Here is a 22556-nt window from a genome sequence, read left to right on the forward strand (position 1 = left end):
TTCATCTTACGTTTTCCTCCCATTCTATTGAACCAGTTATATATTGCACGTGTACTTTGGTTGATAAATGAACTTACTCGTCTTTTATTATCAGATATACCATGATAGTTGATCCATTCACCTAATAACTCTAATGACTTGTGATAATGTTTGTGTTTTATCTTGCTTGTTTAGCTGACTGACTACGCAAATATTTTCTCAGTCCTTTCAGTTTCTCAGTAAAACGATCTCTCCTTGAGGTATATTTTAGTCTCCATGTTGTGCCAAATCTTGATTTGCCCCAATAGCAAGTAAATCCAAGAAAATTATAACTTGCGATCTTCTTGTCTTGTTTTGCTAAATTTGCAGCATGGTCTCTACCAGATTTAATCATTTGTGATTTAGCTTCATTGATATTTAGCCCATACTTATTTAACCTTTTAGGCAAAACATCATAAAACCTTTTCGCATCTGTTTCCTTTTCAAAGACAAATACCATATCGTCGCAGTACCTCACCATTCCTGTTTGTCCCATTAAGTTTTCTTTGCTGATTTTTGCAAACCAGCTATCTATAACATAATGCAGAAAGACATTTGCCAGGATTGGTGAAACTATTGATCCTTGACGACAACCTTCTTTGTTAGTAACTATAGTACCATTTTCTATGATTGGTGTTTCAATCAGTTTCATAACTAGTCTTAGAAATTTCTTGTCAGATATTCTCTTTCTTAGAAATTCCATCAACTCACAATGCTTGATTGTATTGAAACACTTTGTTATATCAATCTCTACTATAGCCCCTTTATTGAAGTTATACGTAAGTCTATTTAACTTCCTTAAAGCATCGTGTGCATTTAATTTAGGTCGAAATCCATAGGAATACTTTAAGAATATTGGCTCAAACACAGAGTTTAGTATCTTGCTTACTGTAGACTCGATTATCTTATCTTAAAAACATGATATTATCAAAGGTCTTTTGCCTCCATCTTCTTTTGGAATTTCCGTTATTCGTGCAGGTTTAGCCTGATATTTCCCATTGCAAATTCTAGTAAGAAGCGAGAGCAGATTTGCTTTCAACTTCTTACCATAATCCTCTTTGGTTATACCATCTATTCCTATCGCTTTCTTGCTATCGAGTTCCTTATATTGTTCTTCTAATATCTTTAAATCAATAAGATGTTCTATAGGTAAAAGTGCAAAGGTAGATCAAATATAAGGAAGAAGAAAAGTTAATTTTTATTAACTTCTACACTTTATAGAACCTACTATTAACTTATGTTAACTTTTATTAATATTTATAATTAATCTTCAACTTTAACTATAAATATATTTCCAATATTTGTCAATATAACAAAAAAATTAAAGCAAAAGGTTGACAAAAGGTTGACAGAAAATTTAGGAAATTGGGGGCCAGTTTTCAATCTAGAGGTTAATCTAATGATCGAAAAATATATACAATCTAGGATTGATAAGTGATTTTCAAGTTATATGTATTATGAACAAATTAGTATAAAAATTTGCTATCAAATAAAAAGTATAATATAGATCATCTGTTTAATTAAACGTAATACTTTAATAATAAATATTAATATTATGTGGGGTGATTATGACTTCAATATCATCAAAGTTTATAAATCGAGCACTACGTAAAATTAAAATTCCTAAGGGAGAAAAATTATTAATTATCCACGATCCAGATATAATAGGACTTAAACTGAAAATCTCATGTACAGTCTGTGGAGGAATAGTAAGAAAAACATGGATTTTAGAACAAAAATATAAAAACCAGAGTTTAAAAATAAGGATAGTGGAATTTCCATATTTATCTATTAAAGAAGCTAGAAAAATAGCAAGAGAATTAAAGACATTAATGGCGAACGGAATAGATCCAAGAGCAGTAAAACATCAACAACAGATAGAAGAAAATGAGAATCGTATAAAAGAAAGAGAAAGAAAAGCTAACGATATTACATTCAAAGAGCTGTGTTATAAGTATATTGAAGAGTATGCCAAAATATATACTATAAACTGGAAAGAGAATGCTGACAGAGTACATACTTATGCACAAGCATTATATGAAAAAAAGATAAGCAAGATTCGAATGAGTGATATTGAACCAATATTCAATGATATCAGCAAAGAGGGAAAATATGCCACAGCAAATGCATTGCTAGCAACCTTACGCACTATATTTAATAAGGCAATAAAATGGGGATTAATAGAAAACAATCCTACTCTAGGGATAGAGCAGCATAAACTGCAAGCAAGAGAGAGACGTCTAAGTTACGATGAAATGGGTAGATTTTTACAAGTATTATGCGGAGAAGCAAGTCCATTGATAAGAGATTTTGCATTACTAGCGTTATATACTGGAGCTAGAAAAAGTAATGTGTTAGAGATGGAATGGGACAATATAGATTTTGAAAGAAAAATATGGCATATACCAAAAACTAAGAACGGAAAGGCGCAAAATATACCATTAACAGATGAGGCAATGGAAATATTGCAAGCAAGGAAATTAATATCTACAAGTAAATGGGTACTACCAAGTTCTACTAGCGAAAGCGGACACTTATCGCATCCAAATACCGCATGGAAGATAATTTGTGAAAAGGCAAGCATAAAAAATTTCAGAATACACGATCTAAGAAGGACGTTTGCAAGTTGTATGGGGGATGCAGGCGAAAGTCAGAGGACAATTAGTATAGCATTGAATCATATTAATCCAAACTCAACAATACCTTATACTATAGCTTGTATGGAGTTAGTACGAGAGTATATGTCTAAGGCTATACAAATAATTAGTGAATGTGCTAGAAGTTATAATATTTATAATACTATCTGACTGATATAAACGTTGTGGTAAGAATAGTGCGATTTCATGTCGCACATGCATATATGAACACTAATTATTGCAGGTAAAATCTGTGTTTGAAGATAATTTAGCTAATTTAAACATTATAGTAGCAGAATGAGATTTCTCATTCTGCTACTGCGATTTTCAAAAATTTACAAAATCTAATGTAGAGTAACTACTTAGCTAAGTTGTTGTCAATTTTTCTTCTCCGCAACTTAATTATGGCACTATTCCAGATAGTATCTCGTTCAAACAAACATTGGTACCGAATATACTCAGCATATTTTCGACAACTTTATTTGTAGCAATTGTTGCCTTATCTAAACTATGTATAGTATAAATTTTAGTTATATTAGTATTACTATGTCCTAATATTTGAGATATTGTATCTAGTGTTTCACCATTATTTTTCATCCAAGTTGCAAACGTTCTTCTAAGATCATGTATTGTTACATTCTGTATTCCGGCTTTTTTTCGAATCTTAGCCCATGCTCGATGCATTGTTGAACTTGATATGTGTTTACTATTGTCTGCTGAACTTGGCAATACCCATTCACTTTTTGAGCATAGTTTTCTGGTTTGCAATACTTCTATTAATTTATCAGCTAACCCTATATATAGAGTTTTACCATTTTTACTCTTAGTTTTTGGTATACACCATATTTTTTCGCTAAGGCTTATCTCGTCCCATCTCATTCCTGATACATTACTTTTACGTGCTGCAGTGAATAAACTTATAAATGTAAAAATTTTTCCTGATCGTTCTGCTCGCTTTTGCGATTCTGTTAATTGACTATTTCCCTTTTCTTTTAGCACGGCCATAAGTCTTCTCATTTCTTCATTTGTTACATATCTAGATCTTGATTCTTGTGCTTGTGCCTTTTTATTCCACATACAGGATTCTTTTCTAATAATCCCCACTCTATAGCCTTATTAAATATAGGGCTTAACAGTTTTAGAATACTGTTTGCTGTTACATAGTGTTTCTTTGCTGTTTTTTCGTCAAAAAGCTTCTGAATATCTTCTTTGGTAATCTCAGATATCTTTGTATTGTATAAAGATTCTAGATATCTCTTTACTCTTTGAGCCATTATTTTCCAACTTTTATGATAAAGACTACTATATTCAGTATATTTTACATGCACCTGTCCGAATGTTAGTTCATTCTTTAATTTAAGCCTCTTCTCTCTTTTTTCTCTTCTTTCTTTATTTATCTTCCGTCTTTCATCCATTGGATTTATTCCTTTAGCAATATCACTTTTTAACTGCTGTATCTTTTTTCTAGCTTCTGCTACCGTTAGATCTGGAAAATCTCCTATTTTTATTTTTTATAATACATGCCATTAATGTTTATTCATAAATATAGTCTTCTAAATCCAGTATATGATATTATAAACAGTAAGTTCCTTTGTGTTATATCTCTAAACTTGATTATTTTTTCTTCTTTGGTTGGTACTTTTATTTTATTTAATGCTGCTTGTGTAAATTTAAATACTTTTACTGGCATATTTATCACCCTTCATTAATTTAAAATTGAAGTAATTAAATAATAACTTATTAATTTTTAAAATTAGCTTAAACTTATAGTCTGTAGTATGGTTTTTATTGAATAGCAAATACTTTTGTAAAAATAAAAAATATTTTTAAGCGACGTTATCAATTGAAGGTTACTCTAAGCTTATCAACTATAAATTCAAGTTGCTGGATTAAAAATTAGCACTTCAACTAGCCAAATATTAGACATAAATTTACGTTATATTTCCGCAATTAACATCAAGATATTATTGTCATATTGACAAATAATATTAATACAGCTACAGTTAAATTCATGTATCAACTCAAACGAGAATAAACTACATAGCAGATTTTATAAAGCTTATAAAGCTCATAATAGCTCTTAATCTAACTTATTTCTTCTAGTTAGTTAAATCATCTTAAACATGAAAGGTACCTACTAGGATACACTTATAAAAAAACTCATCTTCATTCCAAAAGGGATATTGGGTTAAGGAATGAATTTATAGAGAAGATAAAGCAATTTTCTAAAGAAGGTATAGTATTCATTGATGAGTTAGGAATAGAGGATAATGCTTGTAGAGAATATGGATGGAGTATAAAATGTACTAGATGTTATGGAAATAAAGCTTATCAACATAAATCCAGGTTCAGTATGATAGCTGGGCTTTGTAATAATCAAATTATAGCACCAGTAATATTTGAAAGATATTAGTATGGCTTTAGATTATTTAAGAAATCCAAAATTCTTATCCATCCTAAGGTTAAAATGATTACTGATACAGGATATCAAGGTATACAAAAAATTCACAATAATTCTGAATTACCAAAGAAAAAAAAGCAAGAAAAATCCTTTAACTAAAAATGATAAAAAGAATAATCTTAGGTTAGCAGGAGCAAGCGTTGTGAATGAAGCCGTTATTGGTATGCTAAAACGGTTCAAAATTATTGCTGAACAAATATCGAAATAGACGTAAAAGATTCTCTCTTAGATTTAATTTGATCTCTGGCATTTATAATTTTGAACTACCTTAACCAGTTTCGAAAGAGGTCTAATATAATTGGTAGCTATAATTTAACTTCTATAATATTATCAGTATTATTAAAAAGACCTTCAATTAATGCATCAGGTATGGCTGAGTTTATGATTCTTACTCTCTCTACATAATTATTTAAAGCTCCATCAGTTGCTTGTACAATAGATTGATCAATACAACTATTTTGATTATTTTCATAAGATTTTTTAAATTGAGATAAGCTATGATCTTGAAATTGTATATTCTGCTTAAAATCAGTTAAAAACACTAAACATTTAGCTGTCATACTAGCTGCAATTACTGAACTTGTTATATTTACATCAAGTAAACAGGTTGAATTATTTGGTCCAATTGATACTGGCGAAATAACAGTTACTAAATTTGCATCTTCTAAGCTAATTAAGATTTCTGGATTAACCATTGCAGGACTAGTCGAAAATTGCAAATCAATAACTGATTTAGATTTTGTTTCATCATTTGAATAGGATATTCCTGATTTTTTTGCTTCAATAAGATTAGCACTTTTGCCTGAGATACCCATTGCCATACATCCAACATTACATAAACTACTTACTATTTTTGGATTAATATGTCCAACTAATACCATTTCAATAATCTGAGTAGTCCGATAACTAGTAATATTATTTTTATATTTCAGATCTTCAGATAATCCTAATAATTGTAATGTTGAATCTATGGCTTGGATATAATCATGAATAATAATAACATTTATCTCCAAAATTGTTAATAAATAAACATTTTCAGAAAAATTTGCTAACTGAGCATCATCATTTATTATATCCGCTGAAAGTTTTATAACTACAGTTTCTCCTTTTAGATCAACGCCTTGAGCTAGCAAAAGTTTTATTGCTTTAGGATTTAAATTACAATTACTACTTTGTAAATTATTAGTACTAATATTAAGTTCTTTTTGAGTATTTGAGTATATTATACTGAATTTCCTGCGTACCATTCTTATTCCTAATACTTGTAAATATTATTTTATCATTATAATCAAGCAAATTTTTGCTTGTAGCTATTAAACTATTTTTTTCTAAATCTGAAATCTTATCTTCCTTAGTGAAAACAATTTTCATGGTATAATTAAAGTGATGTACTAAATTTATTACAGCAAGATCATTATCCTTTATACCTCGTCTAGCATCAATTAATACATATATTAATCTCAGATTTTTTCTATCCTCTAAGTAGCTTAAAATTAATTTTTCCCAATTCTTACATGTGACTACTGCAGTTTTAGAATAGCCGTAACCTGGCAAATCTACTAGAATTAATTTGTTTGCTATTAGAAAAAAGTTTATTTCCCTAGTTCGGCCAGGAGTTTTAGAAACCCTGGCAAGACTGTGCTTATTACATAATAAATTAATTAAGGAAGACTTGCCTACATTTGACTTACCAACAAATACAAACTCTGGTAAATTTGTAGCTGGGAACTGACTTTTATGGCTTGCTCCAAGCAAAAACTTAGCATCAAGAAAAAGCTTTAACTTATTTGTTGAGTTTTTACATATAACTTCTTTCATTTATTATTAATCTTATTAATAATAAATTGTTGTACAATGGATAATATATTATTCCATGTCCAATAAATTAGCAACCCAGCTGGAAAATTATTAAACACTATTAAAAGAATTAATGGCATAAACTTTAATACTTGAGCTTGAGCAGGATCAGCAGTAGGAGCTGGATTTATTTTTTGCTGCAGTATCATTGTTGCAGATGTTAAAACTGGTAAAGCACCAATATTTAAAAACCCAGGTACATGAAAAGGTAGCAATCCAAATAGGTTAAATATACAAGTTGGATCAAGAGCTGATAGATCTTTGATCCAACTTAAAAAAGGAGCATGCCTCATTTCTATAGTCACATGTAAAACCTTATATAGCGAAAAGAAAATAGGAAGTTGAATTAATGACTGCAGAAAGCTTCCAGCAAGACTTACTTTTTCTTTCTTATATAGAGCCATTATTTCTTGGTGAAGTTTAATTTTATCATCTCCATATAGTTCTTGAAGACGTTGAATTCTAGGCTGTAAGTCGCGCATCTTTTTCATTGAAGAGTAAGATCGATTAGAAAAACTAAACATCATTATTTTTATTAATATAGTAACAATTAAAATACTTACACCAAAATTACCACAGTATTTATAGAAAAAACTCAAAGTATAAAAAAGAGGCTTAGTAAGAATATAGAACCAACCAAAATCAATTGCTCTGTCAAATAGCTTAATATTGTATTTTTCAGCATAATAGTCTAGTAATTTTACTTCCTTAGCTCCAAGAAATAGATGATGTACAACCGATAAACTTCCGCCATCGGAATTTACTACTTCTTTAGGAGATAAGAAACTAACTTGGTATTTTTCAAATCCAGCTTTACCATACATAAAACTTGTAGAATAACGATATTTAACGTCAGGAATAAAAGATGTTAGCCAATATTTATCACTTATACCTAGCCAATGAACAACATTAAGATTATAATCAATATGTTTTTTTTCCTTTAATTTATTGTAAGTTACCTCATTTAAGTAACTATCAATAGATGCTATAGGCCCTTGAAAAATGTTAGCAGAATTTTCATTTTCTGCTAAATTGCGATGTATTAGACCATGAAATTGAACAGCAAGTTGTTGCTTGCTGTTATTAACAATCGATTGGTTAATTGTAAACATATAATTGTCATCTATTGATACACTAACTATAAACTGTACATTATGTTTATTAGTCCAGGTAAAAGTTGTTGTATCATTAGCTTGTAGTATAGACTTATCAGTTTGCCATAATGTATCGCTATTTGGAAAATCAGAATCTGCATTTTTAGCACAGTACCAGCCAACTTCAGCAAAGTAAGCTGTTGCTGTTTCTGAAGGAGATAATAGTTCAACATCAGGACTATTTTCTAGAACATCTTGTTTATAACCTACAAGTATCAAGTCATCAAATCTTAATCCTTTTAATGAAATTGACCCATGCAGCTTATTTGTCATAATTTTTACTCTGGTACTATAGTCAATTATATCTACTTTATCTTTAATTTTTAATGCAGATTCATGTAGTAAATATTGATTAGTACTAGAACGCTTGTTATACTCTATTTTTTCTTTCTGGGCATTAGACATTTTTATTAAGCGTGGTTTTTCATAAAAGAAGTGCCATCCTAAAATAATTGCCAATGACAAAGTTATTGCTAAAATAAGATTTAGCCTATTATCACTATCCATTACTTAAATTTTAATTTTTATGATTCCGTTAACTTTGTTTCTATAGGATTTATACAAAATAAGCAATAAAAATTGTCCTACTACTATGCTCTATTGACAAAATATGTTCAGTAATAGAAGAGATGTTACCATGTCTTCCATCCACTAAGGTGTGCTTCAAGTGATGATGGTGAGGTGATTTTTTCAACTCTAGTTTCTATCACAGGCCTTATCAAACGTAATGTATGGATTTTCAGCAATTACCTGCACTTTCCTGATAACTTTATATCATTGCCTATAGCTTATCTGCTGTTAAAGGTCTATAATATCGAATTTGGTAATTATTATACAGTCTCATCTTCTGATATAACTTTCTTCTACTATACCTTTTCCAGTCTAAGCTATTCGATGATCCACATGATTGCATTAGATGGTGTGTGCATCAAGATAAGGTGAATTAATCTTACTGGTGAAAATCCAGTTATGGAAGGATAAGCTACTTCCACTATATAGCGAGTTTTGTGCTGCTGAAGGTAGCAACAGTAGTAAAGCGTAGACAGTGAAACATTCGAGCAGAAACCAAATGGTGAACGTGATAGCCCTGAAAGTAAGATGTAGTTGGAAGCCGATATATTCTACTACATAGTAGGCAAAAGAAGATTGGAGGTTAAACTAGTGAAAATCCAAAAGTCTTCAACCACCGGGGGCGCATGTGTCAGCTAGTTTGTAAACGCCAGATTAGGATAAGGGAAAGCATGAAAAGCATAATGCAAAAGGTATACAAGAGATAATGTACAATTATAATTATGTGAGATATTAAATATAGTTTTAATTAATAGCCATTTATTTATTGCTCGCATGTCTCTGCAAATGCAAATTTAGAATAAGAAACAGTTAGAAAGAGATAATATACAAGTGTTAGAATGGTCAATGTTCAGGTTATTAAGTATAGTATTATGAACTAATACTTGTAGAAATATGAGCAATAAATAAACTGTTATTAATTGAAATTATATTTAAATATATCGCATAATTTAATTGCACATTATCTCTCGCAGGCCTTTTACATTATGCCTTCTCTGCTTTTTCTTATCCTAAACTTGCGTTATTATACATAAGAGTAAAAAGCTATAATCTTTACTTTTACTACTTTCCATTACTCTCCTTATATCAAACTCTGGGTACTTTATCTTTTACTATAAGTCTATAATGTTCAATGGCATTGAAATCTTGAAAATAAGTTGTAGATATAATAAATTACATCTTGCAGATTCTATCAAGACTTAAAATCACTTCACCTTATAGAAAACTCTTATATTATCTAATATTACTGTTTGTCCAGGCATTAACTCCTTGATTAATGCAGATTCTACATAAACATCAAAAATACTTTAATACTTTTATTGCAATCACCCTAAATAAAAAAGTAGCAATACTGTCCTATCTTTTGTAATTATATTAATTAATGCTATAAACACATTAATTAATATATGCTTCATTTTTGGATGATAAAAATTTTTTTATAGCTATATCCAAGTTTTCTTGATTGCCATTAGTATTGAGCTACTCAAAATCTTTCCAGCATACAAAACATATAAATTCTTTGCACTGGTTTTATCTGTAGTATTCTATACTCTACTATTACCTTATCTCGAACTTGATTAATAAAAGCTTTTTGGTTGGTGGGCGATAGAGGATTCGAACCACTGACCCTTACGACGTCAACGTAATGCTCTAACCAACTGAGCTAATCGCCCTATTAATATCTCATTGCTTGCTCTTATAAGCTAATGCTTGACAAGATTGTTTTGCATAGTAGAAGATAAAATATAATACCAATACTAATATCATCCAAGCAATAATTATTTTTCCAGTATCAAGTAAATTACCATCTTCATCAAGAATTTGCTTAAACAACAAATAAATACAAGATACTAATGATATCGGAGCAACAACAAATACAGCAGGGCACTTAAATGCTCTAACAGCATTAGGCATTTTGATTCTAAGCAGCATTACTATTACAGATACTACCATATAATCAATAAGCGCCCCCATACTTGATAGCTGAGCTACTGTTTGATAAGGAAAAAAACCTCCAATTAAGGCTACTATTACCGCAAAAAATAAAATAGCAACGTATGGACTATCATATGTAGGATGTACTTTTTGAAAAATTTTTGGCAATAATCCATCTCTAGCAATAGCAAAGAATATTCTTGATTGCCCATAAATATTTAGCATTAAAACTGTAGTCATGCCACTAATTGCTCCAATTGCAACAATTGCTGATCCAATAGTACTACCGTTAAGTTTTAAAGCATAAGCTAACGGTTGAGCGTTATCAAGCTGATCAAATGTGGCCATACCAGTTAATAATCCAGCAATAACAACATAAACTATTGTTGAGATTATTAGAGAGCCTATGATGCCTACTGTCAAATCCTTTGTAGGATTTTTACATTCTTCAGCAGCTGCTGCTAATACACTAAATCCAGTAAATGCAAAAAACAAAATAGATGCTCCAACCAAAGTACTATTAACTGTAAAAGGCATAAAATTTTTCCAATTCTCTGCTTGAAAATGTGGAGCTGCAACAATTATAAAAATCCCAACTGATAAAAGCTTAACAATAACTAAAATTATATTTAACCTTTTGCTATCACTTGTTCCTAAATATAAAATAAAGCTAGCAAAAGCAACAATTAGTACTGCTGGTAGATTTATAATGCCACCTTCAAATGGAGTAGCAGCATATATTTTTGGTATAATTATTCCACCTGCTTCTAATATACCCTGAGTATAAGCTGACCAACTAGCTGCTACAGTAGCAGCACCAAATGTTAATTCTAAAATTATAACACTAGCCATTATCCAAGCAAATACTTCCCCAAGCGCTATATAAGAATAAGTATAAACGCTACCAGATGCAGGAATCATAACTGCAAGTTCAGTATATGCTAAAGCTACTAATATACAAACAACTCCAGCTATAATATAAGATATTGTTACTGCAGGTCCAGAATATTTAGCAGCTACCATACCAGTTAACGAAAATACTCCAGTACCAATAATAGCTCCAAGCCCTAACAATATTAAGTCAAAAGCAGTAAAGCTTTTTTTTAAGTTGTTGCTACTCGTCGTAGACTTAGCTAAGTCAAAATTTTTTTTTCTGAATATACTCATACATTATACTAAAATTAAATGCACTACATTTTTTTATATCAGCATTTCTAAAATTCTAAGAAGAATTTACGAGGTATTTTAAGGACTAAATTTTAAAATTATAAATTACTTTATCTAAATAACTCTGCTACATTATATACAAATTACTATGCTTTGCAAGAATTAAATTTTTAATACTATCTATCACAAATAATACACATGAAAAACTACATTTGACATTAAGCTGCAAATTTAGTACTTTTTGTAAAGTTTTTTTTATAGATTTCATGGATAATTTTAAGGAGTAGAAATATGTTGTCACAGATTTTACCAGTATTATTATTTGGCTGCATTCTAGGATTAAATATAACAAATAAGCTGATAGTATGCTCTTTCTTGTTTATATTATCAGTCTTAATTACTAATCTTATGGCAAAGTTATATCATACAGCTAATGCAATTAGTATTGCAATGTTATGTGTATTGGGAAGCCTTGCCTTAAATTGGTATAACATCAATATTTTGTTTATAGGTTCATCTGCTGCAATTACCATATCACTATTTTGCAGTACAAATCTATTTAATATTCTTGATAAGAAATTTGCGTTGTCATTTCCAATTAGCAATTTAATTAGTTCTGCTATAGTAGCCATAATAGATAGTATTATTGTTTCTATTGCTTTGTTAAACAAATTTCAACTTAATAAAGTTGTAGAAATATGTCTTAAAGATTGCGTTTTTAAGCTATCGTATGTATCAGTAATAACTATTTGTATATATGCAGTACTATATTTTATAGAGCATTTAAGAAAAACAAATGTCGCCAGTAAGGCATAATTTATAATGCCAGCAAAAATTATATTTATTTATACATCTAAATTATTAACATTTAAAGCATTAGCTTGAATGAATTCACGTCTAGGCTCTACTATATTGCTCATTAAAGTTGAAAATACTTCTTCTGCTTCATCAAAATCAGTGATTTTTACCTGCAGTAGAGTTCTGTTCTCTGGATCTAATGTAGTTTCCCAGAGTTGATCAGAATTCATCTCTCCCAACCCTTTAAACCTTTGAATGCTCATTCCATGCTTACCAATTGCTAATAATTTATCCAATAAAGCCGATGGTAAACTGATATTAATTTCTTCTGATTTATGCTTTAATGTTAACCGATTTTCAAATAGTTCAGATAATTCTTGGCCTAACCTTATCAAACTAACAAACTCAGGAGATTCCAATTGGCTTTTGAAAAGACTTTGAGCTTTTTTTATCCCTCGTACAAAACAATAAAATTGCATATAATCATCATGAACTTCAACTTGCCAATTAGTTTTATCTAAAGTCTGAGTTGGAAGCGTTTTTTGTATAAGAGATGATAATTTATCCTGATAGATAGAGTTAAAAGTATCTGCAGAAAGATTTTTGGTAATAGCTAAAACCTCAGCAATATATTTATTCAGTTTATTACCTACTTTATTTAAAACAGCAGTTAACTTTCTAATCGAAGCAACAATTGTTGTTAACTTGGCATTCGATATTCTATCACCAGAAGATTTGATTACATCAATCTCATCAATAGCTATTTTTAATAAATAATCATATAATGCTTGATCGTTTTTAAGATACAGCTCATTAGCTCCACGCTTAATTTTATATAAAGGAGGCTGAGCAATATATAAATAACCTTTTTCAATAACTGTGGGCATATAACGATAAAAAAATGTCAGAAGCAATGCTCGAATATGAGATCCATCAACATCAGCATCAGTCATAATAATTACTTTATGATAACGTATTTTATCAATAGCAAAGTCATCACTTCCGATTCCGGTTCCAAGGGCGGTAATTAAAGTGCCAATTTGATCAGATTGTAACATCTTATCAAATCTAGCTCTTTCAACATTTAATACTTTACCTCTTAGTGGAAGAATAGCTTGAAACTTTCTATTACGTCCTTGTTTAGCTGTGCCTCCAGCTGAATCCCCTTCTACTATAAATAACTCAGATTTCTCAGGAGCTCGTTGTTGACAATCTGCTAATTTACCTGGTAGATTTGCTACTCCTAATGCTGATTTACGTCTAGTTAATTCTCTAGCTTTACGGGCTGCTTCGCGTGCAAGCGCTGATTCAGTAATTTTAGCAATAATCTTCTTACCTTCACTAGGGCGATGTTCTAACCACTCTACAAGTTTTTCATATACTATACCTTCAACTATAGCTCTAGCTTCCGGACTAACCAACTTATCCTTAGTTTGTGAAGCAAATTTAGGATCAGGCAATTTTAATGATAACACACAAGATAGCCCTTCTCGAATATCATCACCATTATAATTGATATTATTTTTAGGAAAATGATCTTTAGTGTATTTAGTGATAGCTCTAGTTACTGCTGATCTATATCCCTGTAAATGACTTCCACCATCTCTTTGTCTAATATTATTAGTAAAACACACTATATTTTCATAGAAAGAATCATTCCACTGCATAGCTAACTCTACAGTTGCTCCATGAGAATCAGTTTGATGAAAGCTTATAGTCGAATGCAATGCTGCCTTAGCTTTATCAATATATTGCACATATGATTCTACTCCACCAGTATAAAAAAATTTAACATCTTTTACTTCACTAGAACGCTCATCAGTTAATGAAAATTCAACAGAAGAATTTAAAAATGCTAATTCTCTTAATCTATGCTCTAACTCTGAAAAGCTAAACTCAACAGAAGTAAAAATTGCAATTGAAGGATAAAAAGTAATTTCTGTACCTTGCTTGTTCGGAGCTTCTCCGACTATTGATAAAGGATTTTGAGGTTCTCCATTATTGAAACGCATAAAATGTTCTTGGTTGTTTTTCCAGATACGTAATTCTAACCAATCTGATAACGCATTAACTACTGATACTCCAACTCCGTGTAATCCTCCTGACACTTTATATGCATTTTGATCAAATTTTCCTCCAGCATGCAACTGAGTCATAATTACCTGAGCAGCAGACACTCCCTCTTCTTGATGAATGTCAACAGGTATCCCTCTACCATTATCTCTAACTGTTACAGAGCCATTTTTATTAAGAATAACCTCAATTTTATTACAATCACCAGCTAATGACTCATCAGTTGAATTATCAAGAACCTCATAAATCAACTGATGTAATCCAGATCCATTACTAATGTCACCAATATACATACCAGGACGCACTCTAACTGCTTCAAGACCGCGTAAGATCTTTATTGAATCAGCATTATATTGATCTGATTTTGTGTTTGTTGGCATATTTAAACTTGATGACATAATATTTGCAACTTTATAATGGATAACTTAGTGGAAAAACCTATTATGATAACATATAGTATAATCTTTAAGAAGTCAAAAATACTTAAATCAATATTACACAGCGAGAAATTAAAATGTATAAATATGAAACTCCCATTAACTTATCTGATATAGTCAAAAATTATGAAGTCATATTATTTGATATATACGGAGTATTGCTAGAGAATAACATTCCGTATACTAAAACAATAGAAGTGGTTAACAATCTATCAAAAAGTATAAAAATATGTTTTGTATCTAATACTCCTCAGCCAGTTCAGCATTCTAGTAATAGACTTAATACTTATGGAATCAATGCCGCTCCACAAAATGTTTATACTTCTGGTGAAATAGCTAGAGAAATATTAAAGAATTCAGGTAAAAATCTTAAAATTGATAATCCTATTGTATTTCATTTAGGGCCCGACTTTAAAAAAAATGTATTAGAAGATCTCCCTATTAAAACTACTGAAAAAATTCATGATGCTAATATATTACTTTTAACAGCATTTGAGGATTATGAAGAAAAGTTAGATCAATATAATTCTATGTTTCAAACTGCTATAACTAACAAAGCAATATGTCTTTGCGCAAATCCAGATATTATAAATCCATTTGAAAACAAAAATAGATATTGCGCTGGATATTTTAGTGCTATTTATAAATCTATGGGAGGAAAAGTAGTATATAGCGGTAAACCACATTCAGAAATTTTTCAAGCTGTATTAAATACCTTAGCACAAAATGTCAAAAAAGAAAAAATACTAATGATAGGGGATACTTTAGAAACAGATATTCTTGGAGCAAATAACATAGGCATAGATTCAGCTCTAGTGTTAACAGGAAATGCTTTTAGAATAGCTAAAACTTCAAATGTTCCTGATCAAATTAATATACTTAAAAATGCATTTAAACTAAAAAATATTTATCCAAAATACATAATTAACATCATTTAACCAGTTTCGGATAATAAAAATGACAGAGAGTAGAGCAAGTAAGTATTTCAGCAATAGTTAAACGCTAAAAAATATAAAAAAGATAAGAATAAAGAAGTAATTATTAAAAACATAAAAAGAAACAAGAAAAACGACTATGATGTCTATAGCAAAGATTTTTTGTTAATAAGAAGGCTTATAGCAAGTGAAAGCAGAAAAATAATATTTAACACTATTATACATAAGAGTAAAAAGTCTATAATCTTTACTTTCTACTACTTTCCATTATTCCTTATATCAAACTCAGAATATGTTAGCCTATACTTAGCTCTTGCATAATACAAAATTTAATGTATAAATACTTTTATATTTATTTATAAGGCCCCTTCGTCTAGCGGTTAGGACATCACCCTTTCACGGTGGAAACACGGGTTCGATTCCCGTAGGGGTCACCACTTAGGCTTTGACTTGGCTCGCTTTTTCCTGTTTGTTTGCAAAACTGCAGCTGCTATTAATACTTGATTATAACCGGCATTTAATAGTACAATATTATTTAGATAAATAATATTTATTCCAGTTACATATGCTTCATATTTTGATTAACAGTTGTGGCTTCTTTTTTCTATCCTGCGGGTTATTCTTCATTATCTCAAGTGTAGTTGGACTAAGCAGATTTCATGATTTTTATGCTAAAGTACATGCTGCAGGAGTATCTGATAGTTGTGGGATACCGATGTCATTAATTGGCTTAACTATCATTAATTATCAAAGCATTAGTATTTTTAAAATCTTAATTTTAATCACTTTAATATATATTTTAGGGCCAACAGCTGCTCATATATTGCTTAAAACATGGTATAATTGTAATAGTCAGTCTGAATCTACAAAAATTAATACAGATTCAAACACATGATGCTATCTGCTAATTATTTTCCAAATTTACCTCTAGAATTTAATATTGCTAACATATTTTTATACATGTTCTGTTTTTTGTTAATTGTAGTAAATATACATTTAGCACTAAGCTATAATTTGCTAAAATCTATATTGTTAATGTCATTATCTAGCTTAATTATTTGCATATGCTACTTATTAATGGATGCTCCAGATGTAGCAATGACTGAAGCATCTCTTGGCGCTTGTCTATCAACTGCAATATTATTAAAAATAGCTAAGAAACTACAACTTAGTTTTAACTCAGCAGAAAAGTTACCAGTATATAAAAATATACTTTGCAGCTTACTATGTATACTGTTTGCAGTATGCTTTATGTTAGTTTGTTATGACCTACCTGATTTTGGTCAACTATCAACTCCAATGCATCAACATATTTCAAAATACTATATTAATAATACTACAGAACAAATTGGCATTCCATCATTTGTAGCTGCTATACTGGCTAGCTATAGAGGATACGATACTTTAGGAGAAACTACAGTAATCCTTTGTGCTGGAATATCAGTAATTTTAATTTTTGCTAACAAAAAAACTAATCAATAATAAATTGAAAACAAGTTTCTATGCAAAATAATAATATTATCGTAGCTTCAATTATTGCTAAAATTATTACGCCATATATATTGCTTTTTGCATTATATATTCAAATTAATGGTGAAGTTTCTCCTGGAGGGGGTTTTCAAGCAGGATCTATACTTGCTTCTGCAGTAATTGGGTATGATATTATCTATCCACAACAACTAATTAAATATAACCTAGCAATTCTACCACTTAGTATTATGGGTGCTTTAGGAGTAATGATATATGGATTAACAGGGTTACTAGCACTATTTTATGGCAAGAATTACTTAAATTATTATGTAATATCCTGTACCAAGTATAGTCAGTCATTAGGTATTTTTATTGTTGAATTAGGTGTAGGTATAGCAGTAACCGCTAGCTTATTGATTATTTATTATGTATTTGTAATTAATAATGATTATGATACTAACAAGTAAGTTAATTTATTTTTGTTCTGCAGCATTGTTATCCTTAGGGTTATATATAATTCTTAGCAGTTATAATTACATTAAGAAAACCATTGGCTTAGCAGTATTTCAAAACTCTGTCTTGATTTTTTATATAGCTCTCGCAAAAGCTAAAGAAGGAATAGTGCCAATAGATCAATGTTTTAACCAACTATCTCAACATTGTTCATATATCACTTATTCTAGCCCTGTATCACATGTATTAATGCTAACTGCTATTGTTGTAGGTATAGCAACTATGTCTGTAAGTCTTAGTATCATTCGTCAAATTTACCAAAGTTTTAATAGCTGTAATGAAAATGATATTCTATTAGAGCTACAAAAAATGGAGTTAAAGCCAGATGAGTAATATTTTTCAGGCTGTTAAAGACCATTTTGTGATATTAGAAGTTTTAATACCATTTTTTGGTAGTTTAATAGTAGTATTATATAAAAAAGTTGAGTACGCACTAATAGTATCACGTTTATGTGCAATATTAGGAATAATATTAGGAATATATGGGGTATTATCAATGATAAATTCACCTCCGTATTTTTATGCAATTGGTAATTGGCAGGCACCGATAGGTATAGAATATCGAGTTGATCATGTTAATCAAATAATTATCGTTTTTAGTTATTTTATTCTATTTTTATTACTAACATTTAATTCTCAGCTCATAAAAACAAACTTATTATCATCTCTTAATCCATCTCGATCTCATTTACTATATTCCATCTTACTATTATTGCACACAGGATTTTGTGGTATTATTCTTAGTAATGATTTATTTAATATTTACGTTTTTATAGAAATTGCTTCATTAGCAAGTTACACTTTGGTTTCTCAGGGAGTTGATAAACGAGCTTTAATTGGTAGTATTAATTATTTAATACTTGGTACTATTGGTGCTACTTTTATACTTATTGCTATAGGATTCATATTGAGTAATACTGGCAGCTTGAATATTACTGATATAATTTCCAGGTTACCACAACAACATACAAAAACCTTAATTGCAGCAATAATGTTTTATATTACTGGATGCTTATTAAAGGTAGCTATGTTTCCTATGAGTTCATGGCTTATTAGTACTTATAAATATACTTCTTCAGTAATTTTATCATATTTTGCTCCAATTTCATGTATGGTTGGATTTTATATTCTACTATATTTTGTCTATCAAATTATTGGAATTACTAATATTAATACCTTGCATTCATATTATATAATCAATGCCCTAGGGTTAGCAGGAGCAATTTTTTGTTCTTGTTATGCTGTGCAACAAAGCAACCTCAAATCAATTATGGCATATTCTGTATTAGCAGAAACAAGTTACATATCTCTAATGGCATTTAACATACAAAGCTCCACTATTGGTGCGCAAATTATTGTTATACTGTTAACTAGTTGTATACTTAAATCCATAATATATTCTTTAATTAGCAGAATAGAAGTACATTATCATGATAGCGAGCTTAAACATATTGCAGGTATTGGATCGACTTATCCAGTGTTTGGTATATTATTTACATTAGCTTTAATAAGTAACTTGGGATTACCGCTGACTATTGGCTTTGTTAATAAATTAAACATTTTTTTAACGGTTTTACAGTCACTTGGCTATTTTGGTATAATAATCTTGGCTATTAGTAGCTGCATGAGTTTTAATTATCATTATAAAATTTTTCATTATCTATATTCTACTCAGCAAACTTCTCATAGCAGCTTTACACTTAATGGTAACAACAGTGTAGCAATAATTTTAACTATTATCAGCTATTTGATGCTAATATTTTACAATCACTTATTAGTATACTTAAAGCCGTTTTTTCTACCAAAAATCATGTGAGTTTTATAAATGCTTAAAAACATTATTTTATTATACAACGACATGATATACTATATTCCATTTACTATAATCGGTATAGTAGGTATATGGAATTTAATTATTCCATTTCTGATTCGCAAAAATTTTATTAAAGAAATATTAATGCTTGCAATATCCATATTGCATGCTATTAATGCAATACTATTGTATTTTAGTTATAAAGCCGGGTATGAGCACTATACTACTATTTTCAGTATCGGAGCATTTGATTTTAGCCTAAGATTAAGTTTATTAGGTAGTAACATACTTTTACTAATAGCAATATTGTGGCCAATATCAATTATATATACTATTGGTTTTTTGAAAGCTCATAGTGAGCCAAATCAGGCTAAATTTTTACTTTGCACTAATCTATGTATATTAATTAGTAACTATATTGTATGTTCTGCTAATTTTTTTACTATGTTGATATGTTACGAACTTTTAACCTTTGCCACAATTCCATTAATAAGGCATGTAACTTCTCATAGAACTAGCAAAGTTTTGAGTAAATACACTCAAGGATTATATTTACCATCTTTACTGTTTTTAATGCCAACCTTAGTAGCTTTGCAATATCAATATAGTACAACAGATTTTGTAGAAATTGCTAACATATTACAATCACGTACTCTATTACAAGTAAGTCCTGTTATTTTTGCATTATGTATACTGTGTGGTACTGCTAAAGCAGCTATTGTCCCTTTTCATAGCTGGCTTCCACCTGCTATGATAGCTCCATATCCAGTAAGCGCAATTTTACATGCTGTTGCAGTTGTTAATGTTGGTATTTTTTGCTTGATAACTGGAATCCTCTCAGTATTAGGAAAGGAAACATGGTTATTAAATTATATACAGTATTTTATAGGATATGGAATTGTATATAGCAGCATAAAGGCATTATTTCAAACTAATATAAAAAGAATTTTGGCTTACTCAACTATATCTAACTTAGGTATAATAGCTTTAACAGCATTTATGAATAGCCATGAATCTTTACTTGCTACTATTACTCACATAATTGCTCATTCAATAGGTAAGATTACAGTATTCTATTCTGCAGGTTGTTTATATACAATTAGTAAATGTACTAATGTTGAAGATTTAACATCAATGTCTTATAAAGCTCCTATAATAACATCATGCCTAACAATAGGAAGTTTATCATTAATAGGCATACCACCATTAGCAGGCTTTTTCAGTAAACATCATATAATCCTAGAAGCAGCAAATGAACATAATTATTTAGTAATCGCTATTACAGTTTTTTCAGGAATAACTTCATGCTTGTATTTATCAAAAATAATAAAAACTGCCTATAGCAAAATAGATAATGAATGTAATATTAACTCTGCAAATAACATTCATTCAGAACATATGATACCTAAACATATGCTTTATAGCACGGTATCATGTGCTAGTTTAGTTGTATTAATTCCTATTATTAATGCTTTAATAATGTAACATGATTGACAGAACTGTCAACTATCAGTATATTGCTATAATATTAGATTGATGGACGAAGATTTAAAATGCAACAATGTTTTCTTACTTTAACTGTATTAATACTATTGATTATCATGACAACTGTATTTAACCCATTGGTTTTTATTGTTAATTATTTCTTTATACCGATGGTGGGCAGCTGTATAATTAGTATTATAGCAAGAATATTTGGTTTTTTTTTTAGAAAAAAACTTGATTCTTTATATGCAAAAACAAATATAAAAAAAGCTATATAGTCATTTACAATGAAGTTTGCGTATAAAATATCCTGTTGGTAAATTTTATGAAGCTATTATCATTTTTTTATACACAAACTTCATTGTAAATGACTATATAGGTCACTCACTTTTAACTTCAATAACCATAGATTGATATAAACGCCAGATTAAGATAGCTGAGAAGCAAAGAAACCTAGTTATAAATCAATCTTTTTAACTTAAGGTTAGAATAATGGAAGAGAAGGAAAAGAATAGGAGATATAGTTATTTGCCTTCATGCTTGGCAAAACAGACTATATGATCAACGGAAGATAGGTATAACCTAACCCATTTATGTTATATAGATAGAACACACTAATCATGTATCTTTTCCAATTGGAAAGGTGATCCGTAAGATAACCTGATGCAGGTGCAAGTATAGGAGAACAGAGAAAGCGAAAGCTATTTTCTAATGATGTAAATAGGAGTTGAAACATCATTCCACATGAAAGTAAGTAAACTTATGTTATGGTCTCTTACTATGAGAGAATTTGATGAAACTTTTAAATGAGAAAAGTAGATGATAGTTGTAAATACAGTTAGTGCATTTGCTGACAATAGAATACATTAGTCCAGTATAGACTGGAGTAAATGTAATAAAGCATAAGCTTTGCAACGTTCACTTATCCATTCTTTTAGCAGTAAGGCAATTGCAGTTAGAAGAGTAACTAAAAGCAAGTGGAAAATTACGTAGAAGTTAATTGCTTTAGATAAGTTCATATTAGACCTCTTTTGAAACTGGTTAAGGTAGATCAAAATTATAAATGCCAGAGATCAAATTAAATCTAAGACCGAATCTTTTACGTCTATTTCAATATTTATCAGCAATAATTTTGAACTACGTTAACCAGTTTCAAAAGAGGTCTATTCTAAGACTAAAGTGTATAAACCTGTTCAACAGAAAATTGGCCTTAAACAACGCCAATTTAGGATAA

The 22556-nt window shown here is 29.8% G+C and carries 19 protein-coding genes, 2 tRNA genes and 4 pseudogenes; 12 read left to right on the forward strand and 13 right to left on the reverse strand.

The genetic code is table 11. The features are described 5' to 3' along the window. Positions 1-157: 157 nt before the first annotated feature. Together OTBS_RS06540 and OTBS_RS17650 are read right to left on the reverse strand one after the other, a co-directional pair. Positions 158-886, reverse strand: coding sequence for a reverse transcriptase domain-containing protein (locus tag OTBS_RS06540; protein WP_232488822.1), 729 nt, complete (start codon positions 884-886; stop codon positions 158-160). A 42-nt stretch (positions 887-928) separates the two neighbouring features. Beyond that, on the reverse strand, positions 929-1057 hold the full coding sequence (locus OTBS_RS17650) for a hypothetical protein (RefSeq protein ID WP_269763920.1): 129 nt from the start codon (positions 1055-1057) through the stop codon (positions 929-931). Positions 1058-1586: 529 nt separating this feature from the next. On the opposite strand from OTBS_RS17650, the gene OTBS_RS06545 reads away from it, so the two are divergent. Further along, positions 1587-2825, forward strand: coding sequence for a tyrosine-type recombinase/integrase (locus OTBS_RS06545; RefSeq protein WP_080571797.1), 1239 nt, complete (start codon positions 1587-1589; stop codon positions 2823-2825). Positions 2826-3056: 231 nt separating this feature from the next. Here OTBS_RS06545 and OTBS_RS10470 read toward each other — a convergent pair whose 3' ends face one another. From OTBS_RS10470 to OTBS_RS16740, 4 genes and pseudogenes are all read right to left on the reverse strand, one after another. Beyond that, complete coding sequence (locus OTBS_RS10470) at positions 3057-3758, reverse strand: tyrosine-type recombinase/integrase (protein ID WP_162097315.1); 702 nt, start codon at positions 3756-3758, stop codon at positions 3057-3059. Next, positions 3683-4069, reverse strand: a complete 387-nt coding sequence (locus OTBS_RS16735) for a phage integrase central domain-containing protein (protein WP_050897507.1) — start codon at positions 4067-4069, stop codon at positions 3683-3685. The genes OTBS_RS10470 and OTBS_RS16735 overlap by 76 nt, the downstream gene beginning before the upstream one ends. A gap of 33 nt (positions 4070-4102) precedes the next feature. Beyond that, positions 4103-4162, reverse strand: a pseudogene (locus OTBS_RS18450) (DUF4102 domain-containing protein); the annotation flags it as partial. Positions 4163-4191: 29 nt separating this feature from the next. Then, entirely contained in the window at positions 4192-4344 is a 153-nt protein-coding gene (locus OTBS_RS16740) for a hypothetical protein (RefSeq protein ID WP_232488819.1), read from the reverse strand. A 438-nt stretch (positions 4345-4782) separates the two neighbouring features. Here OTBS_RS16740 and OTBS_RS12690 point away from each other — a divergent pair. Beyond that, a pseudogene (locus OTBS_RS12690) lies at positions 4783-5058 on the forward strand (transposase); the annotation flags it as partial. Positions 5059-5067: 9 nt separating this feature from the next. After that, positions 5068-5387 (forward strand): annotated as a pseudogene (locus OTBS_RS06555) (transposase family protein); the annotation flags it as partial. Between the two features lie 33 nt (positions 5388-5420). On the opposite strand, the gene OTBS_RS06560 reads toward OTBS_RS06555, so the two are convergent. From OTBS_RS06560 to OTBS_RS06580, 5 genes are all read right to left on the reverse strand, one after another. Further along, positions 5421-6362 (reverse strand): acetylglutamate kinase, encoded by a 942-nt coding sequence (locus tag OTBS_RS06560; RefSeq protein WP_011944886.1) that lies wholly within the window; start codon positions 6360-6362, stop codon positions 5421-5423. Further along, positions 6310-6933 carry a ribosome biogenesis GTP-binding protein YihA/YsxC gene (yihA, locus tag OTBS_RS06565; RefSeq protein WP_041621292.1) on the reverse strand — a complete coding sequence of 208 codons (624 nt, stop codon included), beginning with the start codon at positions 6931-6933 and terminating at the stop codon, positions 6310-6312. Before yihA ends, OTBS_RS06560 begins: the two co-directional genes overlap by 53 nt. After that, positions 6930-8633 (reverse strand): membrane protein insertase YidC, encoded by a 1704-nt coding sequence (yidC, locus tag OTBS_RS06570; RefSeq protein WP_011944888.1) that lies wholly within the window; start codon positions 8631-8633, stop codon positions 6930-6932. The genes yihA and yidC overlap by 4 nt, the downstream gene beginning before the upstream one ends. Positions 8634-10292: 1659 nt before the next feature. Further along, positions 10293-10369: transfer RNA gene (locus OTBS_RS06575), tRNA-Val, on the reverse strand. 10 nt (positions 10370-10379) lie between these two features. Beyond that, positions 10380-11798, reverse strand: a complete 1419-nt coding sequence (locus tag OTBS_RS06580) for an amino acid permease (RefSeq protein ID WP_011944889.1) — start codon at positions 11796-11798, stop codon at positions 10380-10382. Between the two features lie 408 nt (positions 11799-12206). On the opposite strand from OTBS_RS06580, the gene OTBS_RS14925 reads away from it, so the two are divergent. Continuing rightward, positions 12207-12614 carry a hypothetical protein gene (locus OTBS_RS14925; RefSeq protein WP_011944890.1) on the forward strand — a complete coding sequence of 136 codons (408 nt, stop codon included), beginning with the start codon at positions 12207-12209 and terminating at the stop codon, positions 12612-12614. 29 nt (positions 12615-12643) lie between these two features. On the opposite strand, the gene gyrB is transcribed toward OTBS_RS14925, so the two are convergent. Then, the gene (gene gyrB / locus OTBS_RS06590) at positions 12644-15049 is read right to left on the reverse strand and encodes a DNA topoisomerase (ATP-hydrolyzing) subunit B (RefSeq protein WP_041621520.1); all 2406 of its coding nucleotides are present in this window, start codon (positions 15047-15049) and stop codon (positions 12644-12646) included. 134 nt (positions 15050-15183) lie between these two features. On the opposite strand from gyrB, the gene OTBS_RS06595 reads away from it, so the two are divergent. The 8 genes from OTBS_RS06595 to OTBS_RS06630 all read left to right on the forward strand — a co-directional run bounded on the left by OTBS_RS06595 (position 15184) and on the right by OTBS_RS06630 (position 21322). After that, entirely contained in the window at positions 15184-16044 is an 861-nt protein-coding gene (locus tag OTBS_RS06595) for a TIGR01459 family HAD-type hydrolase (protein ID WP_011944892.1), read from the forward strand. A 359-nt stretch (positions 16045-16403) separates the two neighbouring features. Continuing rightward, positions 16404-16478: transfer RNA gene (locus tag OTBS_RS06600), tRNA-Glu, on the forward strand. A 140-nt stretch (positions 16479-16618) separates the two neighbouring features. Further along, entirely contained in the window at positions 16619-16936 is a 318-nt protein-coding gene (locus OTBS_RS06605) for a monovalent cation/H(+) antiporter subunit G (protein WP_232488959.1), read from the forward strand. A 65-nt stretch (positions 16937-17001) separates the two neighbouring features. Beyond that, positions 17002-17523: a DUF4040 domain-containing protein gene (locus OTBS_RS06610; protein WP_232488960.1), complete on the forward strand. Its 522-nt coding sequence runs from the start codon at positions 17002-17004 to the stop codon at positions 17521-17523. 20 nt (positions 17524-17543) lie between these two features. Beyond that, positions 17544-17978: a Na(+)/H(+) antiporter subunit B gene (locus OTBS_RS06615; protein WP_011944895.1), complete on the forward strand. Its 435-nt coding sequence runs from the start codon at positions 17544-17546 to the stop codon at positions 17976-17978. Then, a complete protein-coding gene (locus OTBS_RS06620) occupies positions 17956-18357 on the forward strand; it encodes a cation:proton antiporter subunit C (RefSeq protein ID WP_011944896.1) in 402 nt (133 codons plus the stop codon). Before OTBS_RS06615 ends, OTBS_RS06620 begins: the two co-directional genes overlap by 23 nt. After that, positions 18350-19840 (forward strand): proton-conducting transporter membrane subunit, encoded by a 1491-nt coding sequence (locus tag OTBS_RS06625; RefSeq protein WP_011944897.1) that lies wholly within the window; start codon positions 18350-18352, stop codon positions 19838-19840. Before OTBS_RS06620 ends, OTBS_RS06625 begins: the two co-directional genes overlap by 8 nt. A 9-nt stretch (positions 19841-19849) precedes the next feature. After that, a complete protein-coding gene (locus OTBS_RS06630; RefSeq protein ID WP_011944898.1) occupies positions 19850-21322 on the forward strand; it encodes a proton-conducting transporter membrane subunit in 1473 nt (490 codons plus the stop codon). Between the two features lie 1041 nt (positions 21323-22363). On the opposite strand, the pseudogene OTBS_RS14410 reads toward OTBS_RS06630, so the two are convergent. Next, a pseudogene (locus OTBS_RS14410) lies at positions 22364-22459 on the reverse strand (IS5/IS1182 family transposase); the annotation flags it as partial. Positions 22460-22556 lie beyond the last annotated feature (97 nt).

It is taken from the genome of Orientia tsutsugamushi str. Boryong, assembly GCF_000063545.1.
GTDB classification, from domain to species: domain Bacteria; phylum Pseudomonadota; class Alphaproteobacteria; order Rickettsiales; family Rickettsiaceae; genus Orientia; species Orientia tsutsugamushi_C.

Excerpts from the sequence above, each read along its gene's own strand:
- OTBS_RS06545 (WP_080571797.1), top strand. The coding sequence starts at position 1,587 with ATGACTTCAATATCATCAAAGTTTATAAATCGAGCACTACGTAAAATT.
- OTBS_RS16735 (WP_050897507.1), bottom strand. The coding sequence starts at position 4,069 with ATGGATGAAAGACGGAAGATAAATAAAGAAAGAAGAGAAAAAAGAGAG.
- OTBS_RS16740 (WP_232488819.1), bottom strand. The coding sequence starts at position 4,344 with ATGCCAGTAAAAGTATTTAAATTTACACAAGCAGCATTAAATAAAATA.
- OTBS_RS06560 (WP_011944886.1), bottom strand. The coding sequence starts at position 6,362 with ATGGTACGCAGGAAATTCAGTATAATATACTCAAATACTCAAAAAGAA.
- yihA (WP_041621292.1), bottom strand. The coding sequence starts at position 6,933 with ATGAAAGAAGTTATATGTAAAAACTCAACAAATAAGTTAAAGCTTTTT.
- yidC (WP_011944888.1), bottom strand. The coding sequence starts at position 8,633 with ATGGATAGTGATAATAGGCTAAATCTTATTTTAGCAATAACTTTGTCA.
- OTBS_RS06580 (WP_011944889.1), bottom strand. The coding sequence starts at position 11,798 with ATGAGTATATTCAGAAAAAAAAATTTTGACTTAGCTAAGTCTACGACG.
- OTBS_RS14925 (WP_011944890.1), top strand. The coding sequence starts at position 12,207 with ATGGCAAAGTTATATCATACAGCTAATGCAATTAGTATTGCAATGTTA.
- gyrB (WP_041621520.1), bottom strand. The coding sequence starts at position 15,049 with ATGCCAACAAACACAAAATCAGATCAATATAATGCTGATTCAATAAAG.
- OTBS_RS06595 (WP_011944892.1), top strand. The coding sequence starts at position 15,184 with ATGTATAAATATGAAACTCCCATTAACTTATCTGATATAGTCAAAAAT.
- OTBS_RS06610 (WP_232488960.1), top strand. The coding sequence starts at position 17,002 with ATGTTCTGTTTTTTGTTAATTGTAGTAAATATACATTTAGCACTAAGC.
- OTBS_RS06615 (WP_011944895.1), top strand. The coding sequence starts at position 17,544 with ATGCAAAATAATAATATTATCGTAGCTTCAATTATTGCTAAAATTATT.
- OTBS_RS06620 (WP_011944896.1), top strand. The coding sequence starts at position 17,956 with ATGATTATGATACTAACAAGTAAGTTAATTTATTTTTGTTCTGCAGCA.
- OTBS_RS06625 (WP_011944897.1), top strand. The coding sequence starts at position 18,350 with ATGAGTAATATTTTTCAGGCTGTTAAAGACCATTTTGTGATATTAGAA.
- OTBS_RS06630 (WP_011944898.1), top strand. The coding sequence starts at position 19,850 with ATGCTTAAAAACATTATTTTATTATACAACGACATGATATACTATATT.